This is a genomic window from Variovorax boronicumulans NBRC 103145, assembly GCF_001591345.1.
GTDB lineage: Bacteria > Pseudomonadota > Gammaproteobacteria > Burkholderiales > Burkholderiaceae_C > Variovorax > Variovorax boronicumulans.
Window position 1 is genome coordinate 1 of sequence record NZ_BCUS01000121.1, and the last position, 19442, is coordinate 19442.

Here is a 19442-nt window from a genome sequence, read left to right on the forward strand (position 1 = left end):
AGTGCGAGCGGGCCGCCGGCGAGCAGGGTGCGGGCGAGGCGGGCGCCGAGGAAGCCGCAGCCGCCGGTGATGAGAACGTTCATGGTGTGTGTCTTTCCTGGGTCGGTGGAGCGCTGGCGCTCGATGCTATTTTTTCGATTCTTTCGCAGCAGGCAGTTCGATGCCCGGGAAGATCTTGATGACCGCGCTGTCGTCCTCGCGCGCGAAGCCGGCCGTGGAGGCCTGCATGAACATCTGGTGCGCGGTGGACGACAGCGGCAGCGGAAACTTGCTGGCGCGCGCCACGTCGAGCACCAGGCCCAGGTCCTTCACGAAGATGTCGACGGCCGACAGCGGCGTGTAGTCGCCCGCCAGCACGTGGGCCATGCGGTTCTCGAACATCCAGCTGTTGCCGGCGCTGTGGGTGATGACCTCGTACAGCGCGTCGGGGTTCACGCCTTCGCGCAGGCCCAGCGCCATGGCCTCGGCCGCGGCGGCGATGTGCACGCCGGCCAGCAGCTGGTTGATGACCTTCACCTTGCTGCCCGCGCCGGCCGAATCGCCCAGGCGGTAGACCTTGGCGGCCATCGCGTCGAGCATGGCGCCGGCCTTCTCGTAGGCGGCGGGCGTGCCGGCGGTCATCATCGTCATCTGGCCGCTGGCGGCCTTGGCGGCGCCGCCGGAGATCGGTGCGTCGAGGTACAGGATGCCCTGCTGCGCCAGGCGCGCTTCGAGCGCCACCGACCAGTTCGGGTCGACGGTGGAGCACATCACGAACAGGCTGCCGGGCTTCATCGACGCCGCGCAGCCGGGCGTGGTGCCGTCGCCGAACAGCACCGATTCGGTCTGCGCCGCGTTGACGACCACGCTGACCACGATGTCGCACTGCGCGCCGAGCGCGGCCAGCGTGTCGCAGGCGGTGCCGCCTTCGCGCGCGAAGGCTTCGGCGACGCCGGGGCGCACGTCGAACACATGCGGCGCATGGCCCGCGCGGCGCAGCGATTGCGCCATGCCGTTGCCCATGGCGCCCAGGCCCACGAGGCCGACGACGGGGGTGTTGCTGGAAGAAGAAGTCATGTCGTGCGTCCTTCGATCAGCGGTTGACCAACTGCTTGGGCGTGAGCCACACGCCGATGGCGCCGAGCACCAGCGCGCCGGCCAGCACGTACATGCCGATCTGCGTGCTGCCCGTGAGGTCCTTCAGGTAGCCGATGAGGTACGGGCTCACGAAGCCCGCGAGGTTGCCCACCGAGTTGATGACCGCGATGCCCGCGGCCGCCGCCGTGCCCGAGAGGAAGGCGGTGGGCAGCGACCAGAACAGCGGCGCGCAGGTGAGCACGCCGGCTGCGGCGAGCGACAGGAAGGTCAGCGACACGACCGTGTTCTGCGTGTACGAGGCCGCGACCGTGAAGCCCACGGCGCCCATCATCGCGGGGATGATCAGGTGCCAGCGGCGTTCGCGGCGCGCGTCGGCGCTGCGGCCGAACAGGTTCATCGCGACGATCGCGCACAGGAACGGAATGGCGCTGAGCAGGCCGATGTTGAAGTTGCCCTGCACGCCCGTGGCTTTCACCAGCGTCGGCAGCCAGAAGGTCAGCGCGTACTGGCCCATCACGAAGGCGAAGTAGATGAGCGCCATCCACCACACGCGCGCGTCGCGGAACATCGCGCCCACCGAATGCGGGCCCTTGGCGCCGTGCGCCTGGTCGCGGTCGACCTCGCGCTGCAGCAGCTGCTTTTCTTCGGGCGAGAGCCAGCGTGCGTGCTTGATGCCGTTGTCCAGGTAGAACAGCACCATCACGCCCACCAGCACGGCGGGAATGGCTTCGATGATGAACATCCACTGCCAGCCGTGCATCGACGACACGCCATGGAAGGCATCCATGATCCAGCCCGACAGCGGGTTGCCGAAGATGCCCGCCACGGGAATCGCCGACATGAACACCGCGATGATCCGCGCGCGCCGGTGCGACGGGTACCAGTGCGTCAGGTACAGGATCACGCCGGGGTAGAAGCCCGCCTCGGCCACGCCGAGCAGGAAGCGCAGGATGTAGAAGCTGGTCGGCGTTTCCACGAACACGAAGCAGGCCGACAGCAGGCCCCAGGTGATCATGATCCGCGCGATCCACACGCGCGCGCCCACGCGGCTGAGCAGCAGGTTGCTGGGCACTTCGAACAGGAAGTAGCCCAGGAAGAAGATGCCGGCGCCCAGGCCGAACACGGTTTCGCTGAAGCCGAGATCCGCGCCCATCTGCAGCTTGGCGAAGCCGACGTTCACGCGGTCGAGGTACGCGACCACGTAGCACAGCATCAGGAAGGGCACGAGGCGCCAGAACACCTTGGCGTAGGCGCGTTTTTCGAGCGCGGCGTCGGGCGCGTCAGCCGCGAGGGGCGCGCCGGCCTGGAGGGTGGAAGTCATTGGGAGGGAGTCCGCTGGATGAAAAAACGGGGCCGTCCCGTCACCCTGCGGCGCGGTCGCCCATTACTTGTCAGGTCATCATACAAATTTAAGACAAGCTCCCGGATACGGGATAACCCGCACATTCTGCCCCTTCCGGAAAGTTGTGAGCGTGGGCTTACTTGCCCGCAGGCCAGCCTTCGACCAGGGGTCGGGCGAGCTGGGCGCCTTCCTGCTGCCAGAAAGCCGGGTCGGCCTGCTCGATGCGGCGGATGGCGTTGTCCATGTGGGCCTTGGCGGCCTCGCGCGCGGCCAGCGGGTCGCCGGCATCGATCGCCTCGACGATGCGCGCGTGTTCCTGCGCCACTTCGCGCACGAAGTCGGCGCGGCGCGCCTCGTTGGCGCGCGTGACGCGGGTGGCGCCATGCAGGAACTGCCGCAGGTACTGCAGCGTGCCGATGAGGAAGGGGTTGCGCGCGGCCTCGGCGATGGCGCGGTGAAAGCGCACGTCCTCGTCGGCCCCGTTGCCGCCCATCGACACCGCCGCGTGCAGCGCATCGATGGCGTCGCGGATGCGCAGCATGTCCTCGGGCGTGCGGCGCTCGGCCGCGAGCGCGGCCACCTCGGCCTCGAGCGCACGGCGCAGCTCGACCATCTGCACCACCGCTTCGCGCGAGGCCACATGCGGCATCTCGAAGCGAAGCGGCTCCACCCCGGCGGCGCGCACGTACACGCCGCTGCCCTGTCGCGAATCGACCAGCCCGAGCGACTTCAGCCGCGACACCGCCTCGCGCACCACCGTGCGGCTCACGCCGAACTGCGTGGCCAACGCGGTCTCGGTGGGCAGCCGGTCGCCTTCCGACAGGCGCCCGCTGCGCACCTCGGCCACGAGCGCTTCCGCCACCTGGTCGGCCAGGCGGACGGCGGGAGCAAGGGACTGGAAACGGGGGGTCATGGGCGCGGGAAGGCGGTGGGGCCTGCGACTCTAACGCAGGCACCGCACCGTCACGCCGCATGGCCGCGCTGGCGTCAGACGCCGAGCGCGTGGCGCGCGGCCCGCGCGATGCTCGCCGCGTCCACGCCGAAGAAACCGCGCAGCGCGGCGCGCGTGTCGCTGCGACCGAAGCCATCGGTGCCCAGCGTGAGGTAGCGGCGGCCTTCGGGCAGGAAGGCGCGCACGCTCTCGGGCAGGGCGCGCACGTAGTCGGTGGCGGCGACGATCGGGGCCTTGCTGCTGCCCTTGCCGAGCTGCTGCGCGACGAAGGGCGTGCCGACGTCTTTCTCGCCGGCCAGCGCGCGCTGCTCGCAGGCCTGGCCGTCGCGCGCCAGTTCGCTCCAGCTCGTGACGCTGAACACCTCGGCCGCGATGCCTTCGTCGGCCAGCAGCTGCGCGGCCTTGATGACCTCGGTGAGGATCGCGCCCGAGCCCAGCAGCGTAACGCTCTGCTTCGCCTTGCCCGATGCCGGCGCGTAGGTGCCGAAGCGGTAGCAGCCGCGCAGGATGTCGGCCTCGGCGCCGGCCGGCAGGTCGGGCTGCGCGTAGTTCTCGTTCATGAGCGTGACGTAATAGAACACGTCCTGCTGCTCGACCATCATCTCGCGGATGCCCGCGTCGACGATGACCGCCATCTCGCCCGCGAAGGCCGGGTCGTAGGCCTTGCAGTTGGGAATGGTCGCGGCCACGAGGTGGCTGCTGCCGTCCTGGTGCTGCAGGCCTTCGCCGCCGAGCGTGGTGCGCCCCGACGTGGCGCCCAGCAAAAAGCCGCGCGCGCGCTGGTCGGCCGCCGCCCAGATGGCGTCGCCCACGCGCTGGAAGCCGAACATCGAGTAGTAGATGTAGAACGGCAGCATCGCCAGGCCGTGCACGCTGTAGCTGGTGGCCGCGGCCGTCCAGCTGGCGATGGCGCCGGCCTCGCTGATGCCCTCTTCGAGGATCTGGCCGTCGGTGGCTTCGCGGTAGCTCAGCACCGAGCCGATGTCTTCCGGCGCATAGCGCTGGCCCACGCTCGAATAGATGCCCACCTGCTTGAACAGGTTGGCCATGCCGAAGGTGCGCGCCTCGTCGGCCACGATGGGCACGATGCGCGGGCCCAGGGCCTTGTCCTTCATGAGGTTGCCCAGCATGCGCACGAAGGCCATGGTGGTGCTCATCTCCTTGCCGGCGGCGGCCGTGGCGAACTGCGCGTAGGCCGCGATGTCGGGCTTGGGCACCACGTCGCACGCGGTCTCGCGGCGCGGCATGGGGCCGCCGAGCGCTTCGCGGTGCTGGCGCAGGTAGCGCATCTCGGCGCTGTCTTCGGCCGGGCGGTAGAAGTCCATCGCGGTGGCCTGCGCGTCGGTGAGCGGCAGGTTGAAGCGGTCGCGGAACTCGATGAGGTCGACGTCGCCCATCTTCTTGTGCGAGTGCGTGGTCATCTTGCCCTGCGCGGCGCTGCCCATGCCGTAGCCCTTCTTGGTGTGGGCCAGGATGACGGTGGGCTGGCCCTTGTGGGCGGCGGCTGCGGCGTAGGCGGCATGGATCTTCACGAGGTCGTGGCCGCCGCGCTTCAGGCGGTCGATCTGCTCGTCGGTCATGCCTTCGGCCAGGCGCGCGAGCTCGGGGTTCTGGCCGAAGAAGTTGTCGCGGTTGAAGCGGCCGTCCTTCGCGGCGAAGGTCTGCATCTGGCCGTCAACGGTGTTGGCGAACACGCGGGCCAGGGCACCGCTCACGTCCTGCGCGAACAGGCCGTCCCAGTCGCTGCCCCACACGAGCTTGACGACGTTCCATCCTGCCCCGGCGAAGAGCTTTTCGAGCTCGTCGATGATGCGGCCGTTGCCGCGCACCGGGCCGTCCAGGCGCTGCAGGTTGCAGTTGACGACCCACACGAGGTTGTCGAGCTTTTCGCGCGCGGCGAGCGTCAGCGCGCTCATCGATTCGGGCTCGTCCATCTCGCCGTCGCCGAACACGCCCCAGACCTTGCGGCCTTCGCAGTTCAGCAGGTTGCGGTGCGTGAGGTAGCGCATGAAGCGCGCGTGGTAGATCGAGCTGATGGGGCCGATGCCCATCGAGCCGGTGGGGAACTGCCAGAAGTCCGGCATCAGGTACGGATGCGGGTAGCTGCACAGGCCGCGCGCACCGCTGCCGTCGGTGAAGGCCGGCGCGGTGAGTTCCTGGCGGTAGTGGTTCAGGTCTTCTTCGCTCAGGCGGCCTTCGAGGTAGGCCCGCGCATACACGCCGGGCGCACTGTGCGGCTGGAAGAACACGAGGTCGCCGCGGTGCGCCGGGCTGCGTGCGTGGAAGAAGTGGTTGAAGCCGGTTTCGAACAGATCGGCCGCGCTCGCGTAGCTGGCGATGTGGCCGCCGAGTTCGCCGTACGCCTGGTTGGCCTTGGCCACCATGGCGAGCGCGTTCCAGCGCATGAGCGAAGCGAGCTTTTCTTCCACCGCGAGGTCACCCGGGAACGGCGGCTGGTCGGCCGCGGCGATGGTGTTGACGTACGGCGTGGCCAGCTCGGGCTGCCAGCCGATGCGCTGCTGCCGCGCCAGGCGCGCCAGCTCGGCCAGCATCTGGCGCGCGCGCTGCGGACCTTGCGTCTGCGCCAGCGCCAGGAAGGCGTCGCGCCATTCGGCGGTCTCTTCGGGGTCGGGGTCGTGCGACGGCGGCGTGTCGAGCAACAGGGCGCGCATCTGGTCGGCGGAGATCGGGGCGTTCATGCCAGCACTTTAAGCCGCCTTACGGAAAATTAGCTACCGGCACCTGCGACTTCATGGCTATTCGGAAGCATAAAATGCCGCGGCCCAAGCGCTTCACGGAATTTCATGGAACTCGACGCCATCGACCTGCGCATTCTCGACGAGCTGCAACGCGACGGCGCCCTGTCGAACGTCGAACTCGCGCGCCGCGTGCACCTGTCGCCCTCGCCCTGCCTGGCGCGCGTGAAGGTGCTGGAGACCAGCGGCGTGATCGACCGTTATGTGGCGCTGGCGAACGCCAAGGCGCTGGGCCTGGGACTCAACGTGTTCATCTCGATCAGCCTGACCACGCAGAGCAAGCAGTCGCTGGCCGACTTCGAGCAGCGCATCGCCGAGCACGACGAGGTGATGGAGTGCTACCTGATGACCGGCGACAGCGACTACCTGATCCGCATCGCCGTGGCCGACATGGCGGCGCTGGAGCGCTTCATCATGGAGCAGCTCACGCCGATTCCGGGGATCGAGAAGATCCGCTCGAGCTTTGCGCTCAAGCAGGTCAGATACAAGACGGCGCTGCCGTTGCCAGCAGCGCCGTTGTAACGGGTACTCCCCCAAGCTTCGCGCACTTCGTGTCGCTGCGCCAACCCCCTCGCCGGGGGCAACACCTGTGGCCCGGCGAAGCCGGCTCCACGGTGTTTCCCGAAGGGGGTTGAGGGCGTTTACAGGCCGATCAGGCCGCCGTCGTTCTTGGTGATGACCACGGTGGCCGAGCGCGGGCGGGACGTGCCGCCGTCCGGCCAGTGGCTGTTCGGCACCGCGACATCTTTCGTGTCTTCACCGGGGTGCTGAATGTTCACGAACAGCGCGCGACCGTCGCCCGATTCGGCGATGCCGGTGATCTCGCAGTCCTTCGGACCGACCAGAAAACGGCGCAGACCATCCGTGCCGGGCGCCTTGCCCACGAAGGTGTTCTGCGTGCGGGTGGTGGCGCCGTCGACGTTGGTGATCGCCTTCGCGCCGCCGTCGCCCACCTTGCCAGGCAGAGCCGCCAGCAGCATGCAGTTGGTGACGTCGGTGTAGGCGCCGTCGTCGGTCTCGAGCCACAGCAGGCCGGGCGCGGCCTGGCTGAACCACATGCCATCGGGGCTGGACAGGTCGTTGTCGGCCGTGAGCTGCGAGAGATTGACGTCGGCCGAGGCCGTCGAGCGCGCGCCAAAGAGGTACACGTCCCACTTGAAGCTCAGCGAGGTCGGGTCGGCGTTGTCGTCCGCAAAGCGCACGATGTGACCGTTGGGGTTGCCCTTCTGGTCGGCCGCGCCCTTCTTGTCGTTGTAGAAGCGAGGGTTGGCCGCGTCGGTGCTGCCGATCGGGCGCGCGCTGGCATTGGTGTTGGTCAGCGTCACGTAGACATCGCCGGTCTTCGGATTGACGGCGGCCCACTCGGGGCGGTCCATCTTGGTCGCGCCCGCGGCGTCGGCGGCCAGGCGGGCGTTGGTCACGACGTCGGCGGCATCGGCGAAGGCGTAGGTCGAATTGCTGGAGGTGATGCCGTTCACGCCGAGCTTCAACTCGAGCCACACGCCCGTGCCGTCGGCGTTGAACTTGGCCACGTAGAGGCGGCCGTCATCCATGTACTTGTCGCCCGCGGCGATGCCGCCGCCGATGTCGGCCGCGTCCCAGTTCTTGGTAGAGACGAACTTGTAGATGTACTCGTTGCGCGAGTCGTCGCCCATGTACCAGACCAGCGGCTTGCCGGCCACGACCGGGCCGAGGCAGGCGCCTTCGTGGCCGAAGCGGCCGAGGGCGGTGCGCTTCTTCGGCGTGCTCGTCGGGTTGAACGGATCGATCTCGACCACCCAGCCGTAGGTGTTGTGGCCGTTGCGATAGTCAGCGACGGCGGAGGCGCCAAGGACCTCGGTGTTCCAGCGGCCGTAGAGGTCATCGCTGGTGTCAGGCGTCGGCGTGGCCCACAGTTCACGCCCCGTCGCGGTGTCGACACCGTTGGAGTTTTTCGATCCGATACCGTAGCGCTTGAAGGAAGCCAGCTCCTTGACGCTGCGCTTGGCATCGTCGTTGGCCGTGATGCGGCGGAAGTAGCCCGCCCAGTTCTCTTCGCAGGTCAGGTACGTGCCCCAGGGCGTGGTGCCGTTGGCGCAGTTGTTGAGCGTGCCGCGGGTCTTGCTGCCGTCGGTCGAGTACTTGGTCTTCAGGTAGTCGGTCTTGGCGGCCGGGCCCGAGAAGGTCATTTCCGTCAGCGTGTGGACGCGGCGGTTCAAGCTCGAATCCTGCTTGTAGCTCCAGGCGTTGCCGCTCTTGTTGACCTCGATCACGCTCACGCCGTGCAGGTAGAACTCGCGCAGCACTTCGTCAGTGCTGGTGCGAACCGCAGCCACAGCGGTACCGGAGATGGTCTGCCCCTTGGGATGCAGAAACAGCGGCGTGATGGCTTCATGGTTCATCACCAGCAGACCGCGCGAAGGGTTGGCCGCGTCCCACTTGTTGCTCGCGTTCATGCCGAAGAAGGTCATGCCGTCGTGGTGGTCGCCGGCACGACGATCGTAGGTGACCGGATCGTCGGTGCCGTCGTTCTTGTACGCGGCCACGCCGGCGGCGATCGGATCGCCCAGGCGGTAGAGCACGCTGGCGGTGTAGCCGGCGGGCACAGTGACCACGTCGTCGAGGCTCTTCGCGACGGCATTGAAGCCCAGCTTCATCGGCGAGGGGGCCGGGACGGGAGCCGGCGCCGGCGCGGGAGCCGGTGCGGGCGGAAGGATCGGGAACGCGGAGCCGCCACCGCTGCCGCCGCCGCAGGCCTGCAGCAGCGCGGTGCCGGCGGTGCCGACGCCCAGCCCGAACAGATGGCGGCGGCTCAGGCGCGACGCGATCAGGTCGGTGAAGGACGGGTTCGCGGTCGGGTTGGTGCCGACATCGTCGAGATCGACGCCGTTGGCGTCCGTGCGGGTGTTTGCGGTCATGCGCAATATCTTTCGTGGGTTGGGATTGAAACCAGCCCGCGAAGTTAGGCACTTCGCATGACATGCCTGTGAAACGCTCGGCCGTTGGTTGGGGTACGGCGAGATTTCGTCAAAAAACCTTCACGCCCGCGCCACACATGGCAGCGCGGACGCTGCGCCCCTCAGGGCGCCGGCAACTGCCTCGGCCACAGCGCCCACAACCGCAGCGGCTGGTTCACGCTCGCGGCCAGCCGTCCGGCCTCGGCGCCGGTGCCGGCGAAGTAGTCGGCGCGCACGGCGCCCAGGATGGCGCTGCCGGTGTCCTGCGCCACCACCAGCTTCTGCAGTTGCGCGGTCGGACCGTTCGATGCGAGCCACACCGGCGTGCCGTAGGGAATGCTCTCGCGATCGACCGCGATGGAGCGCCCCGCCGTCAGCGGCACGCCCTGCGCGCCGCGCGGGCCGAAGGCGGCGTCGAGCTCGCTCATCGTCTCTTCGCGGAAGAACACGTAGCGCGGATTGCTCCATAGCAGCTGCGACACGCGCTGCGGGTTCTGCGCCACCCAGGCCTTGGTGTCGTCGGGCCACTTGCCGACCTTGGCGACGCCCTGGCTCATCAACCACTGCTGCACGCTGCGGTACGGCTGCTCGTTGGTGGCCGCGTAGGCCACGCGCACGGTGTGCTGGTAGCCGTTGGCCTCGGTGATGCGCAAGCGACCCGAGCCCTGGATGTGCAGCATCAGCGCGTCGATGGGATCGGCCATCCAGGCGATCTCGCGACCGCGCAGCGCGGCCTGGGCCTCGGGCAGGGTCTCGATCTCCTGGCGCGTGAACCAGGGGCGCTTGGGCACGAGGCCGTCGGGCGCCTGGTACAGCGGCACGCTGAAGCCGGCCGAGGGCACGCGCGAGGCTTCGTACACGGGCTCGTAGTAGCTGGTGAGCTTGCCTTCGCTCTGGCCCGCGAGCGATTCGACGCGGTAGGGCTGCAGCCGGTCGGTCATCCAGCGGCGCTGCTCCTCGGGCGTGGCGATGGCGAGCTGGCGCACCTCGCGGCACAGCGGCGCGAAGGCGGCGTTGGGGCGTGCGCAGTTGGCCAGCAGCGCGATCCACGCCTCATGCAGCGGGTCTTCGCTGAAGCCCGGCAGTTCGGACCAGCCCACGGGCACCCAGCGGCTCTTCGGATGCGCGAGCGATCCGGTCAGCGGACCGAGGTCGCGCGGCGGGGTGACGGTGGGTCGGGTGGGGGTGTCGGGGGCGCGGGGGCCGAGGGAACAGCCGGCGAGCGTTGCTACGATCGCAAGCCCGACCAGCCACTGGAGTCCATTTCTCATGGGTTTGATTCTGCTTGAAGCCCTCGCCGCGGGACTCGTCCTGATCTTGATCATCTGGTGGACCATGTTTTCCGGGCGTAACAAGGGTGAATTGCATGACGACCCCGACGCCGAGCGTGAGGACAAGGATTCGCCGCCCAAAGTGTGAATTGCTCGTGTAGCCACACGGCGCGCCCCACTGTCGGACAAGCACCCTATTGCTACAACTTTAGTAGCAATCATCGCAGCATTCACGGGCGATGGCGAAAGTTTTCTTATTTTCCGTAGGGCTTTGAGCACGTACCATCGCGTACCCGCCGGGGGCTAAGCTGTGGCCCGCTTGATTCAACCTTGAAAGGGATCGCCATGAAAAAGTTCGTTCTTGCAACCACCGCAGCTGCCCTCGTCCTGTCCGGCTGTGCCGGCGGAATGACCGACACCCAGCGCAACACCGGCATCGGTGCCGGCATCGGCGCGCTCGGCGGCGCCGCCATCGGCTCGGCCACCGGCGGCAACCGCGGTGCCATCGGCACGGGCGCGGTGGTCGGTGCGGCAGCCGGCGCACTGGGCGGCTACCTGTGGTCGCAGCGCATGGAAAACCAGAAGCGCCAGATGGAAGCCGCCACGCAAGGCACCGGCGTGGCCGTGACGCAGACGGCCAACAACGAGCTCAAGCTCGCCATTCCGAGCGACGTGTCGTTCGACGTGGGCCGCTCCAACATCAAGTCGAACTTCGCGCCCGTGCTCGACCAGTTCGCCAACGGCCTGCGCAACAACCCGAACGCCGAGGTGCGCATCATCGGCCACACCGACAGCACCGGCTCGGACGCCATCAACAACCCGCTGTCGGTGGACCGCGCCGCCAGCACGCGCGACTACCTGGTGGCACGCGGCGTGAGCGCTGCGGCCTTCCGCATCGAAGGCCGCGGCTCGCATGAGCCGGTGGCCGACAACAACAGCGACGCCGGCCGGGCACAGAACCGCCGCGTCGAGATCTACGTGGGCGAGCGCGCACAGCGCGGCTGATCGCAGCCCCACCGGGAAACCGGCCGCCGCATCGAACGGCCGGTTCCCGCTTCAGTTTTCATTGGTCCAAGCAGAGGGAAAATTCATGAGGAAGTTTGTTGTGTCTAGCGCGGCCCTGGCCGCTGTGTTGTTCATCGCGGGGTGCGCATCGTCGACCCCGCCGGCCGAAGCACCGGCCGCACAGCAGGCCGCACCGGCCAACAGCTGGACCGCCCGCCTGGACGCGCTGAAGGCCGAGCTCGAAAGCTCCACCAAGGGCACCGGCGTGGTGATCTCGCAGACCGCCGACAACCAGCTTCACGTCGTGATTCCGAATGAACTCTCGTTCGACACCGGCCGCGCCAACGTCAAGCGCAACCTGGCGCAGGTGCTGGACAAGGTCGCCGAAGGCCTGAAGAGCGCCACCACCGCCAGCCTGCGCGTGGTCGGCCACACCGACAGCACGGGCAGCGAGGAAGGCAACGAACGCCTCTCGGTGAGCCGCGCCGACAGCGTGCGCAACCACCTGGTGGGCCGCGGCGTGTCGACCACCGTGATCACCACCGACGGCCGCGGTTCGCGCGAGCCGCTGGCGGACAACGGCACGGCCGCCGGCCGCGCGCAGAACCGCCGCGTCGAAATCTTCGTCGCCGAGAAGATCTGAGCGCAGGTGCTGCGCGCACGTCGCGCGGCACCGTGAGGAAATCCCGCATGAGGGCACGGCGCCGCCGGCCCTAACATCGCGCGGCCTGCACGCACCGCGCGCCGGGCGGACACGAGAGGAAACTCCGATGAACGCCATCGCGCCGGCCCCATCGAGCGTCGCATCCCATGTCGCATCCCGTTTCGCCCCGGACATCATCGCCGCGGGCACCGGTGCGCAACCGCAGTACCTCGTGACCGGCGGCGACCAGCTGTTCGCCGCCCGCTGGCAGCAGGACGCGTGCTGGCTGCCCTTCCACGGCGCGGCGCATCACGTGCTGGTGCTGCACGAGAACGGCAGCACGGCGGTGCGCAAGTACGAGCGCGGCAAGCTCGTCGCCTCGCGTTCGCGGCTGGGCAGCGTGAGCTTCATTCCCTGCGACGGCACCGAATGGGAAATCGGCGGGCGCTGCGGCGTGGTGCACCTGTACATCGGGCAGGCGCTGATCGCGCGCGTCGCGGCCGAGGAAGGCCTCGGGCCGGCGGCGGAGATCGACCCCTTCTTCGCGATCCGCGACCCGTGGCTGCAGGGCTTCTTCCAGATGCTGGTGAGCGAGGTGGAGCTGTACGGCAGCGTGCCCGCGAGCCCCGATTCGCTGCTGCTCTCGCAGAGCCAGCACCTGCTGGCCCATCACCTCGTGCGGCGCCACTGCGCACCAGGGCGCGGTGCGCCGCCGCGCGCGGAGGGCGCGCGCCGGCAGCCGGTCCTGACGCCGCGGCAACTGCGCCGGGTGACCGAGCACATCGACGCGCACCTGGCCACGCCGCTGGGCCTGGCCGACCTGGCAGCGTTGGTGCACCTGTCGCAGGACCACTTCATCCGAAGCTTCAAGGCGGCCAGCGGCATGGCGCCTTACCAGTACCTGCTGCGCCGCCGCCTGGAAGGCGCCGCCGAACTGCTGCGCACCAGCGACCTGCCCGTCGAGGCCGTCGCCAAGCGCATGGGCTTCGGCAGCGCCGCATACTTCTCGACGCGCTTCCGTGCGTTCCTCGGCGTGGCGCCAGGCGCCTACCGCCGCATGCGCTGAACCGCGCAGCGACTTGCGCAAAAGCGCGCCACTTTCGACATCCCGTGCTTCGTTCGGGCCAACATGCCATGGCGTGGGAAGCCGCTCCTAGACTGGCTTGGCAGGCCGATCCCGGCCGCATCACCCACGGAGACACCATGACCCTGACCGCCCTGAAAGCCACGCCGCCCGCCAGCGCCGCCCATGCGCGCATCACGCTGCCGTACCCGCATTTCCAGAAGCTCGAGCGCTATCCGTGGAAGCCGTGGGTCATGCCCGGCGTGGCCTACAAGCTGCTGAGCATCAACCGGCGCAGCGGCGGCTTCACCTGCCTGCTGAAGGTCGATCCCGGCACCGAGGCGCCGGTCCACCATCACCTGGGCGCCATCGAGGTGATCGTGCTCGAGGGCGACATCTACTACGAGCGCAACGACATCGGCCGCCCGGGCGACTACATGCACGAGCCCGCCGGCGACATCCACCAGCCGCGCTCCGACGGCGGCTGCGTGCTGTTCTGCGTGTTCGAGGGCGCGATTGCCGGGCTGGGCGAGGACGGCAACGTCGTCGGCATCGTCGACGGCCGCAGCATGCTGGAGATGGCCACACGCGACGGCGCGGCGCAGCACGTGCACAGCTGAGGTCCGGCCTGCGGTGCGGGCTAGAGGTCGCGCAGGCGGTTGGCCAGCTCCACCGCCGACTTCACTTCCATCTTCTCGAACACGCGCGCCCGGTGGACCTCCACCGTGCGCACGCTGATCGCGAGCTGGTCGGCGATGAGCTTGTTCGGCAAGCCCTCGACCACGAGGCGCATCACGTCGCGCTCGCGGTCGGTCAGCTCGGCGATGCGGTCGGCCAGGCCGCGGCGCACGCGCTGCACCTCGAGCGCGCGCTGCGACATGCCCAGCGCCTGCTCGATGCGGTCGACCAGCGCGTTGTCCGAGAACGGCTTCTCGCAGAAGTCGAAGGCCCCGCGCTTGACCGCCTCGACGGCGGTGGGCACGTCGGCATGGCCGGTCAGGAAGATCACGGGCATCTCGGCCAGCAGGCCGCGTTCGGCCAGCCGGTCGAACAGCACCAGCCCGCTCATGCCGGGCATGCGCACGTCCAGCAGCAGGCAGCGCGGCTGGTCGGGCAGCGGCGCCTCGTCCAGGTACTGCTCGAAGGCCTCGGCGCTGCCGAAGTGCTCGCTGGCCAGGCGGCGCGAACGCAGCAGCCAGGCCAGCGCCTCGCGCACGCTGGCGTCGTCGTCCACGATAAAGATCAAGCCATCGATCAGCGGTTGCATGCCATGAGGTCCAGCGGAACAGAGAAAACGAAGAAGAAAAAGGCGGCTATCCCGCAGCCGGGAGCGTAAACCTGAAGACGGTGCCCCGGGGGCGGTTGGGCTCGAACATCAGCGCGCCGCCATGTTGCTCCACCACGGTGCGGCACAGGCTCAGGCCCAGGCCCATGCCGTCGGGGCGCGTGGTGAAGAAGGGCGTGAACAGGCGCGCCGCCACCTCCTCGCTGATGCCGCAGCCCAGGTCGGCCACGGAGAACTCGAGCCAGCGCCGGCCGTCGGCCGGCACGGTGGCGCCCACCGGCAGGGCACGCGCCACGCGCAGGCGCAGCACACGGCTGCCGGGCGCGTGGTCGGCGCCGTCCATGGCCTGCATGGCGTTGCGCGCCAGGTTCAGCAGCACCTGCTCGACCAGCGTGCGGTCGCACACCACGGCGGGCAGGCGCTCTTCGCACACGATCTCGATCGTCACGTCGAGCTTGCGCGCCTGCAGCCGCACCAGCGGCAGCACGGCGTCGATGAGCGCCTGCGGCGCCACGGCCTCGCGCATGCGGTCGCGCCGGCGCACGAAGTCGTGCACGCTGCGGATCACCTGGCCCGCGCGGTCGGCCTGCTCGGCGATGCGCTTCACGGCCATGGCCACCTCGGCCTGCTCGCCGCGCGCCTCGGGCCCGATCAGGTTGAGCGAACCGGTGGCGTAGCTGGCGATGGCGGCCAGCGGCTGGGTGAGCTCGTGGCTCAGCAGCGAGGCCATCTCGCCCACGGTGGCCAGGCGCGCGCTGGCCTGCAGGCGCTCCTGGCTGGCGCGCGAAATCTCTTCGACGCGGCGCTGCTCGCTCACGTCGATGAAGGCGCTCATCCAGCCGGTCTGCACCTTGTGCGCGTTGATCAGCGGCGCCTCGAAGATGAGCACCGGAAAGCGCGTGCCGTCCTTGCGCATGAAGACCGACTCGAAGCCCTCGCGCGGCGGCAGGCCGCCGGCGAAGCGGCGCGTCTGGCGCAGGTGGTATTCGTGCGCCAGCTCGGTCGGCCAGTACGGCGCCTCGACGCTGTCGGCCATGAGCTCTTCGGGCGTGAAGCCGACCATCTCGCAGAAGGCCGGGTTGACGTAGGTGATGCGCCCCTGCAGGTCGCGCGCGCGCAGGCCGGTGATGACCGAGTCTTCCATCGCCTTGCGAAAGGCCAGCGCGTCGGCCAGGTCGCGTTCGGCGCGCAGGCGACGGCGGGTGTCGCGCGCCAGCAGCACGAGCACCGACACGAGCGCGATCGAGATCGCCGTGACCAGCGCCGTGAGCATGTTCGGGAACAGGTCGGGCGCGGCACGCCAGCCGTCCACGCGCAGCATGAGCGAGGCGCCCGGCAGGTCGATGCGCTGCTGCGAGGTGAACACGCGCGTGCCGATGCGCCGCGAGGTGCCCAGCGCCACCAGCCGCGTGCCGTCGGCCTCGGTGAAAGCGACCTCCTGGCCGCGCGTGAGCGTGGGGCCGACCAGCTCGACCAGCGTGTCGCGCAGCGAATAGCTGGCCACCAGGTAGTCGCCGCCGTCCATCGGCAGGCACAGCTCCATCACCTCGACACCGCCCCCACCGGCCACCGGCACGTAGTGGCTGGGCGAGTAGGCGGGCGCGCCGCCCTTGCGCGCGGTGGCGCAGGCCAGTGCCACGTCGGACTGCGCGGGGCCGCGGTTGCTTTCTTCGAGGATGCGCGTGCGGTAGGGCGTGTTCACAGCCTCGATGGGTTGCAGCTGCGCATCGCGCCATTCGAGCCGCAGCCATTCGCGGTGCTCGCGCAGCTGCGCCGCCGCGCGGTCGGCCCAGTGCGTGCGCTCCATGCCCGGCGCGAGCGTGGCGCGCAGGCTCTGGGCATTGCGCTGCAGGCCGCTGCGCAGGTCGACGACGGCGTCGGCGGTGTCGCGCTCCAAGGCCGCCTGCACCTGCTCGACCTCGTGCCGGCCGGCCAGCCACACGACGGTGACCAGCAGCGCCGACACCAGCACCGCCAGCAGCAGCCACAGAAACCAGCGCTTCCACAGCGAGCGCAGGCGCGCGAAGGCGACGACCCAGGCCCGGCGCTGCGGCTGCTGTTGCGGCGGCGGCGGTGCAGGAACGTCGAGCGCCTCGTCGGCCATCGTCAGGCGAGCACGCGGTGCGACAGCGCGGGCAGCTGGGCGCGCGTGCGCTCGACCTGCCGGGCGTCGAGGTCGAACAGCACCACGCCCTCTTCGGCGGCCTGCTGCGCCACCACCGTGCCCCAGGGGTCGATGACCAGCGACTGGCCCCAGGTCTGGCGGCCGTTCTCGTGCGTGCCGCCCTGCGCGGGCGCGACCACCCAGGCCAGGTTCTCGATGGCGCGCGCGCGCAGCAGCACCTCCCAGTGGGCGGCACCGGTGGTGCGCGTGAAGGCGCTGGGCACCAGCAGCAGGTCGGCGCCCTGCCCCGCCAATGCGCGGTACAGCTCGGGAAAACGCAGGTCGTAGCACACGCTCATGCCCACGCGCCAGGCGTGGCCGTCGCGCGAGGGCAGGTCGAACACGACGGGCTCGGCACCCGGCGCGATCACGCGGCGCTCGTCGTAGCGCTCGGTGCCGTTGTCGAAGAAGAACAGGTGGATCTTGTCGTAGCGCGCCACGCACTTTCCCTCGGGCGAGAAGGCCAGCGAGCTGTTGAAGACGTGGTCGGCGTCGTCGCTCTCGATGGGGAGCGTGCCGCCCACGATCCACAGGCCGAACTCGCGCGCCGCGTCGGCCAGGAAGCCCTGCACCGTGCCGGCGCCCGCGGTTTCGCGCAGGCCGAGTTTGTCGGTGTCGCGCGCGCCCATCATGCAGAAATACTCGGGCAGCACCGCGAGCTCGGCGCCGTCGCGCGCCGCCTGCCCGAGCAGCGCGTGGGCGCGCACGAGGTTGGCTTCGCGGGCGATGGCGGACACCATCTGGATGGCTGCGACTTTCATTGCGTGGTCTCCGTTTTCTTGCCTTCGCTGGCGCCCGTCGATGTCGATGCGCCCGGCAGGCCGGGCAGCAGCTGCAGCGAGCGCGGCACCTTGGCGATCTTGGGGTCGGCCCAGGTGCCTTCGACGTGGAACTCCTGCGTGGCGGCCGCGGCGAGCGGCTTGCTCAGCACCCACTGCGCGAGGAAGGTGCCCAGGCCGATGGCCGGGTTGATGGCCGTGGCCACCAGCGCGGCCGTGCCGGCGTTGATCTCGGGCACCACCACCACGCGCAGGTTCTGCGTCTCGCGCACGATGTCGGCCGAGCCGTCCATGAGCGCCGCGGCGTTCACGCCCTTCATCTGCAGGTTGTTGGTGCTGGCGATGCCCTTGTTGATCTTCGCGTCGCCGCGGATGAAGTCGAAGGCGAAGCCCTGGCTGAACACGTCGCGGAAATCGAGCGTGAGCCGGCGCGGCAGCGCCTGCAGGCTCAGCACGCCCAGCAGCTTGGCCAGGCCCGGGTCGGCCTTGAGGAACTGGCCCTGCTCCACGTCGACCTGCAGCTGGCCACCCAGGCTGGGGTAGTCGAGCGAGAACGGCGAGCCGCGCCAGTTCACCTCGCCCTCGAGCCGCCCCTTGCCGCGGCGCAGCACGCCCGGCATGCCGAAGCGCGTGAGCAGGTCGCCGGCGTCGGCGATGTCGAGCTTGAAGTTCATGGCCGTGGTGCGGCGCTGGCCGGCGCTTGCGCCGCCGCCCGCCGGCGCGGCCCAGGTGCCCTTGGCGGTGAAGGTGGCCTCGGGCACGCTGAAGGCGAGCTTGTTGAGCAGCCACTCGCGCCCGCCGCGATTGACGGCGTCGATCTCGGCGCGGCCCAGGCGCTTGCCGAGCAGCTCGAAGTCGTCGACCACGATGTCCAGCGCCGGCAGGGTGCCGGGTTGCTCGTCGAGCAGGGTCTCGACCTGCGTGGCCTCGGCCGGCGCGATCTTCAGGCGCGCGAGCCGCGCATAGAGCCGGCCGGCCTGGCTGTGGCTGTACTCGGCGTAGCCGCTGAGCTCGGAGGCGTCGACGTTGGCGCGCCACAGCGCGCCTTCGCGCGTGCCGCCGAGCACCACGTTGTGCAGGGTGCGCCCCGCGATGCCCAGCTGCTGCGCGCGCACCGCGATGCGCGTGGGCAGGTAGGCCAGGTCGGGATCGTCGGCGCGCTCGCCGCCGCCGACCACCGCGGCGGTGCCCACCAGCGTCTGCCAGGCGCCCATGTCGAGCTTGGCGACGTTGACGTTGGCGAACACGCCGCGGTCGGGCGGCAGCGCCGTCTCGCCGGGCGCCAGCCCGATGCCGATGCCGCCGCGCAGCACGTGCGCCTGGCCGTTGGCCGACAGTTCGCGCACGTACTGCACCGAACCGACGCGGCCGAGCTCGAGCGTCAGCTGGTCCTGCGTGGCGCGGCGGGCGTCGCGCGCCAGCACCTTCTTCTCGATGCGCAGCGGCATCAGCTCTTCGGCCGTCTTGACCAGCGGCGTGGGCAGCGCCAGCGCCAGCCCCTGCAGGCTGCTGGTGAGCGAGAACTCGGGCGTGTCGTCGCGCATCGAGAAGGTGGCGGCGTAGGGCGTGCTGCCGGTGGCGTGCTTGGCCAGGCGCGCGAGCCAGTCGACCTCGCGCGCGCCGCGCAGGCCTTCGGCACTGGCCGTGCCCTGTGCCTTCAGCGCCAGTTCGCGCTGCAGCCCGCTGAAGCGGCCCTTGCCTTCGACGCGCACCTCGCCGCCCAGCAGGCGGGCCTGCACGCCGGCCAGCGAGAAGCCGGTGTCGGTGAAGCTGAGCGTGCCGCGCGCCTGCGTGAACGGCGGCGCCTCGGGCACCACCTGCAGCTCGTTGTCGGCCAGCGTCACGGTGGCCTGCACCTTGGTGTTGTCGACGTTTTCCAGCGGGAGATCGAGGCGCAGCTTGTAGTCGGCCGAGCCGGTGGCGCGCGCGCGCTGCAGGAAGGGCCCGGCCTCGCCGGCCAGCGGCGCGCCGGCGCGCAGCACCTCGCCCAGCGGCCCCTTGGCCTGCGCCTCGACACGCAACAGCGCGGCGTGGTGCGACATGTCGGCGATCTGCGCCTCGGCCTTCGTGACCTCGACGCCGGGCGCACCCGCGATGCGCCCGCGCGCATTGCGCACCAGCATGCCCGCGCGCTCGAACACCAGCTCGCCCGACACGCCGGTGAGCGCC

At 69.7% G+C, this 19442-nt stretch carries 16 protein-coding genes and 1 pseudogene; 6 read left to right on the forward strand and 11 right to left on the reverse strand.

The window, feature by feature from the left end:
* From VBO01S_RS33425 to mdeB, 5 genes and pseudogenes are all read right to left on the reverse strand, one after another.
* Positions 1 to 83 (reverse strand): NAD(P)-dependent oxidoreductase (locus VBO01S_RS33425; RefSeq protein WP_169805089.1); only part of this gene is annotated, 83 nt, incomplete at its 3' end.
* A gap of 43 nt (positions 84 to 126) precedes the next feature.
* Positions 127 to 1059 (reverse strand): annotated as a pseudogene (ltnD, locus tag VBO01S_RS25855) (L-threonate dehydrogenase); the annotation flags it as partial.
* A 13-nt stretch (positions 1060 to 1072) separates the two neighbouring features.
* A complete protein-coding gene (locus VBO01S_RS25860; protein WP_062480776.1) occupies positions 1073 to 2398 on the reverse strand; it encodes an MFS transporter in 1326 nt (441 codons plus the stop codon).
* A 157-nt stretch (positions 2399 to 2555) separates the two neighbouring features.
* The gene (locus tag VBO01S_RS25865; protein WP_062480778.1) at positions 2556 to 3332 is read right to left on the reverse strand and encodes a FadR/GntR family transcriptional regulator; all 777 of its coding nucleotides are present in this window, start codon (positions 3330 to 3332) and stop codon (positions 2556 to 2558) included.
* A gap of 74 nt (positions 3333 to 3406) precedes the next feature.
* Positions 3407 to 6070 (reverse strand): alpha-ketoglutarate dehydrogenase, encoded by a 2664-nt coding sequence (gene mdeB, locus VBO01S_RS25870; RefSeq protein ID WP_062480780.1) that lies wholly within the window; start codon positions 6068 to 6070, stop codon positions 3407 to 3409.
* A gap of 105 nt (positions 6071 to 6175) precedes the next feature.
* On the opposite strand from mdeB, the gene VBO01S_RS25875 reads away from it, so the two are divergent.
* Complete coding sequence (locus VBO01S_RS25875; RefSeq protein ID WP_062480783.1) at positions 6176 to 6649, forward strand: Lrp/AsnC family transcriptional regulator; 474 nt, start codon at positions 6176 to 6178, stop codon at positions 6647 to 6649.
* Between the two features lie 119 nt (positions 6650 to 6768).
* Here the strand turns inward: VBO01S_RS25875 and VBO01S_RS25880 are convergent, their stop codons facing one another.
* Together VBO01S_RS25880 and mltA are read right to left on the reverse strand one after the other, a co-directional pair.
* Positions 6769 to 9024 carry a PhoX family protein gene (locus VBO01S_RS25880; RefSeq protein WP_062480785.1) on the reverse strand — a complete coding sequence of 752 codons (2256 nt, stop codon included), beginning with the start codon at positions 9022 to 9024 and terminating at the stop codon, positions 6769 to 6771.
* A 161-nt stretch (positions 9025 to 9185) separates the two neighbouring features.
* Positions 9186 to 10334: a murein transglycosylase A gene (gene mltA, locus VBO01S_RS25885; RefSeq protein ID WP_062480787.1), complete on the reverse strand. Its 1149-nt coding sequence runs from the start codon at positions 10332 to 10334 to the stop codon at positions 9186 to 9188.
* On the opposite strand from mltA, the gene VBO01S_RS32805 reads away from it, so the two are divergent.
* From VBO01S_RS32805 to VBO01S_RS25905, 5 genes are all read left to right on the forward strand, one after another.
* Positions 10333 to 10482 (forward strand): hypothetical protein, encoded by a 150-nt coding sequence (locus VBO01S_RS32805; protein WP_167395077.1) that lies wholly within the window; start codon positions 10333 to 10335, stop codon positions 10480 to 10482. The two genes, mltA and VBO01S_RS32805, sit on opposite strands and share 2 nt — an antisense overlap.
* Positions 10483 to 10679: 197 nt before the next feature.
* Positions 10680 to 11339: a YiaD family glycine zipper/OmpA-like lipoprotein gene (locus VBO01S_RS25890; RefSeq protein ID WP_062480790.1), complete on the forward strand. Its 660-nt coding sequence runs from the start codon at positions 10680 to 10682 to the stop codon at positions 11337 to 11339.
* Between the two features lie 85 nt (positions 11340 to 11424).
* A complete protein-coding gene (locus VBO01S_RS25895) occupies positions 11425 to 11982 on the forward strand; it encodes an OmpA family protein (protein WP_062480792.1) in 558 nt (185 codons plus the stop codon).
* A gap of 127 nt (positions 11983 to 12109) precedes the next feature.
* On the forward strand, positions 12110 to 13048 hold the full coding sequence (locus VBO01S_RS25900) for a helix-turn-helix domain-containing protein (RefSeq protein WP_062480794.1): 939 nt from the start codon (positions 12110 to 12112) through the stop codon (positions 13046 to 13048).
* A 137-nt stretch (positions 13049 to 13185) separates the two neighbouring features.
* Positions 13186 to 13665 carry a 2,4'-dihydroxyacetophenone dioxygenase family protein gene (locus VBO01S_RS25905; RefSeq protein WP_062480797.1) on the forward strand — a complete coding sequence of 160 codons (480 nt, stop codon included), beginning with the start codon at positions 13186 to 13188 and terminating at the stop codon, positions 13663 to 13665.
* Positions 13666 to 13685: 20 nt separating this feature from the next.
* Here VBO01S_RS25905 and VBO01S_RS25910 read toward each other — a convergent pair whose 3' ends face one another.
* From VBO01S_RS25910 to VBO01S_RS25925, 4 genes are all read right to left on the reverse strand, one after another.
* Positions 13686 to 14312, reverse strand: a complete 627-nt coding sequence (locus VBO01S_RS25910; protein WP_062480799.1) for a response regulator transcription factor — start codon at positions 14310 to 14312, stop codon at positions 13686 to 13688.
* Between the two features lie 46 nt (positions 14313 to 14358).
* Positions 14359 to 16434: a sensor histidine kinase gene (locus VBO01S_RS25915; RefSeq protein WP_062480801.1), complete on the reverse strand. Its 2076-nt coding sequence runs from the start codon at positions 16432 to 16434 to the stop codon at positions 14359 to 14361.
* Between the two features lie 2 nt (positions 16435 to 16436).
* Positions 16437 to 17255 (reverse strand): carbon-nitrogen hydrolase family protein, encoded by an 819-nt coding sequence (locus VBO01S_RS25920; protein WP_062480803.1) that lies wholly within the window; start codon positions 17253 to 17255, stop codon positions 16437 to 16439.
* On the reverse strand, positions 17252 to 19442 hold a 2191-nt coding region (locus VBO01S_RS25925; protein ID WP_303621491.1), incomplete at its 5' end, for a YhdP family phospholipid transporter. The genes VBO01S_RS25925 and VBO01S_RS25920, both read right to left, overlap by 4 nt.

Coding starts and splice junctions, on each gene's coding strand:
- VBO01S_RS25860 (WP_062480776.1), bottom strand. CDS start 2,398: ATGACTTCCACCCTCCAGGCCGGCGCGCCCCTCGCGGCTGACGCGCCC.
- VBO01S_RS25865 (WP_062480778.1), bottom strand. CDS start 3,332: ATGACCCCCCGTTTCCAGTCCCTTGCTCCCGCCGTCCGCCTGGCCGAC.
- mdeB (WP_062480780.1), bottom strand. CDS start 6,070: ATGAACGCCCCGATCTCCGCCGACCAGATGCGCGCCCTGTTGCTCGAC.
- VBO01S_RS25875 (WP_062480783.1), top strand. CDS start 6,176: ATGGAACTCGACGCCATCGACCTGCGCATTCTCGACGAGCTGCAACGC.
- VBO01S_RS25880 (WP_062480785.1), bottom strand. CDS start 9,024: ATGACCGCAAACACCCGCACGGACGCCAACGGCGTCGATCTCGACGAT.
- VBO01S_RS32805 (WP_167395077.1), top strand. CDS start 10,333: ATGGGTTTGATTCTGCTTGAAGCCCTCGCCGCGGGACTCGTCCTGATC.
- mltA (WP_062480787.1), bottom strand. CDS start 10,334: ATGAGAAATGGACTCCAGTGGCTGGTCGGGCTTGCGATCGTAGCAACG.
- VBO01S_RS25890 (WP_062480790.1), top strand. CDS start 10,680: ATGAAAAAGTTCGTTCTTGCAACCACCGCAGCTGCCCTCGTCCTGTCC.
- VBO01S_RS25895 (WP_062480792.1), top strand. CDS start 11,425: ATGAGGAAGTTTGTTGTGTCTAGCGCGGCCCTGGCCGCTGTGTTGTTC.
- VBO01S_RS25900 (WP_062480794.1), top strand. CDS start 12,110: ATGAACGCCATCGCGCCGGCCCCATCGAGCGTCGCATCCCATGTCGCA.
- VBO01S_RS25905 (WP_062480797.1), top strand. CDS start 13,186: ATGACCCTGACCGCCCTGAAAGCCACGCCGCCCGCCAGCGCCGCCCAT.
- VBO01S_RS25910 (WP_062480799.1), bottom strand. CDS start 14,312: ATGCAACCGCTGATCGATGGCTTGATCTTTATCGTGGACGACGACGCC.
- VBO01S_RS25915 (WP_062480801.1), bottom strand. CDS start 16,434: ATGGCCGACGAGGCGCTCGACGTTCCTGCACCGCCGCCGCCGCAACAG.
- VBO01S_RS25920 (WP_062480803.1), bottom strand. CDS start 17,255: ATGAAAGTCGCAGCCATCCAGATGGTGTCCGCCATCGCCCGCGAAGCC.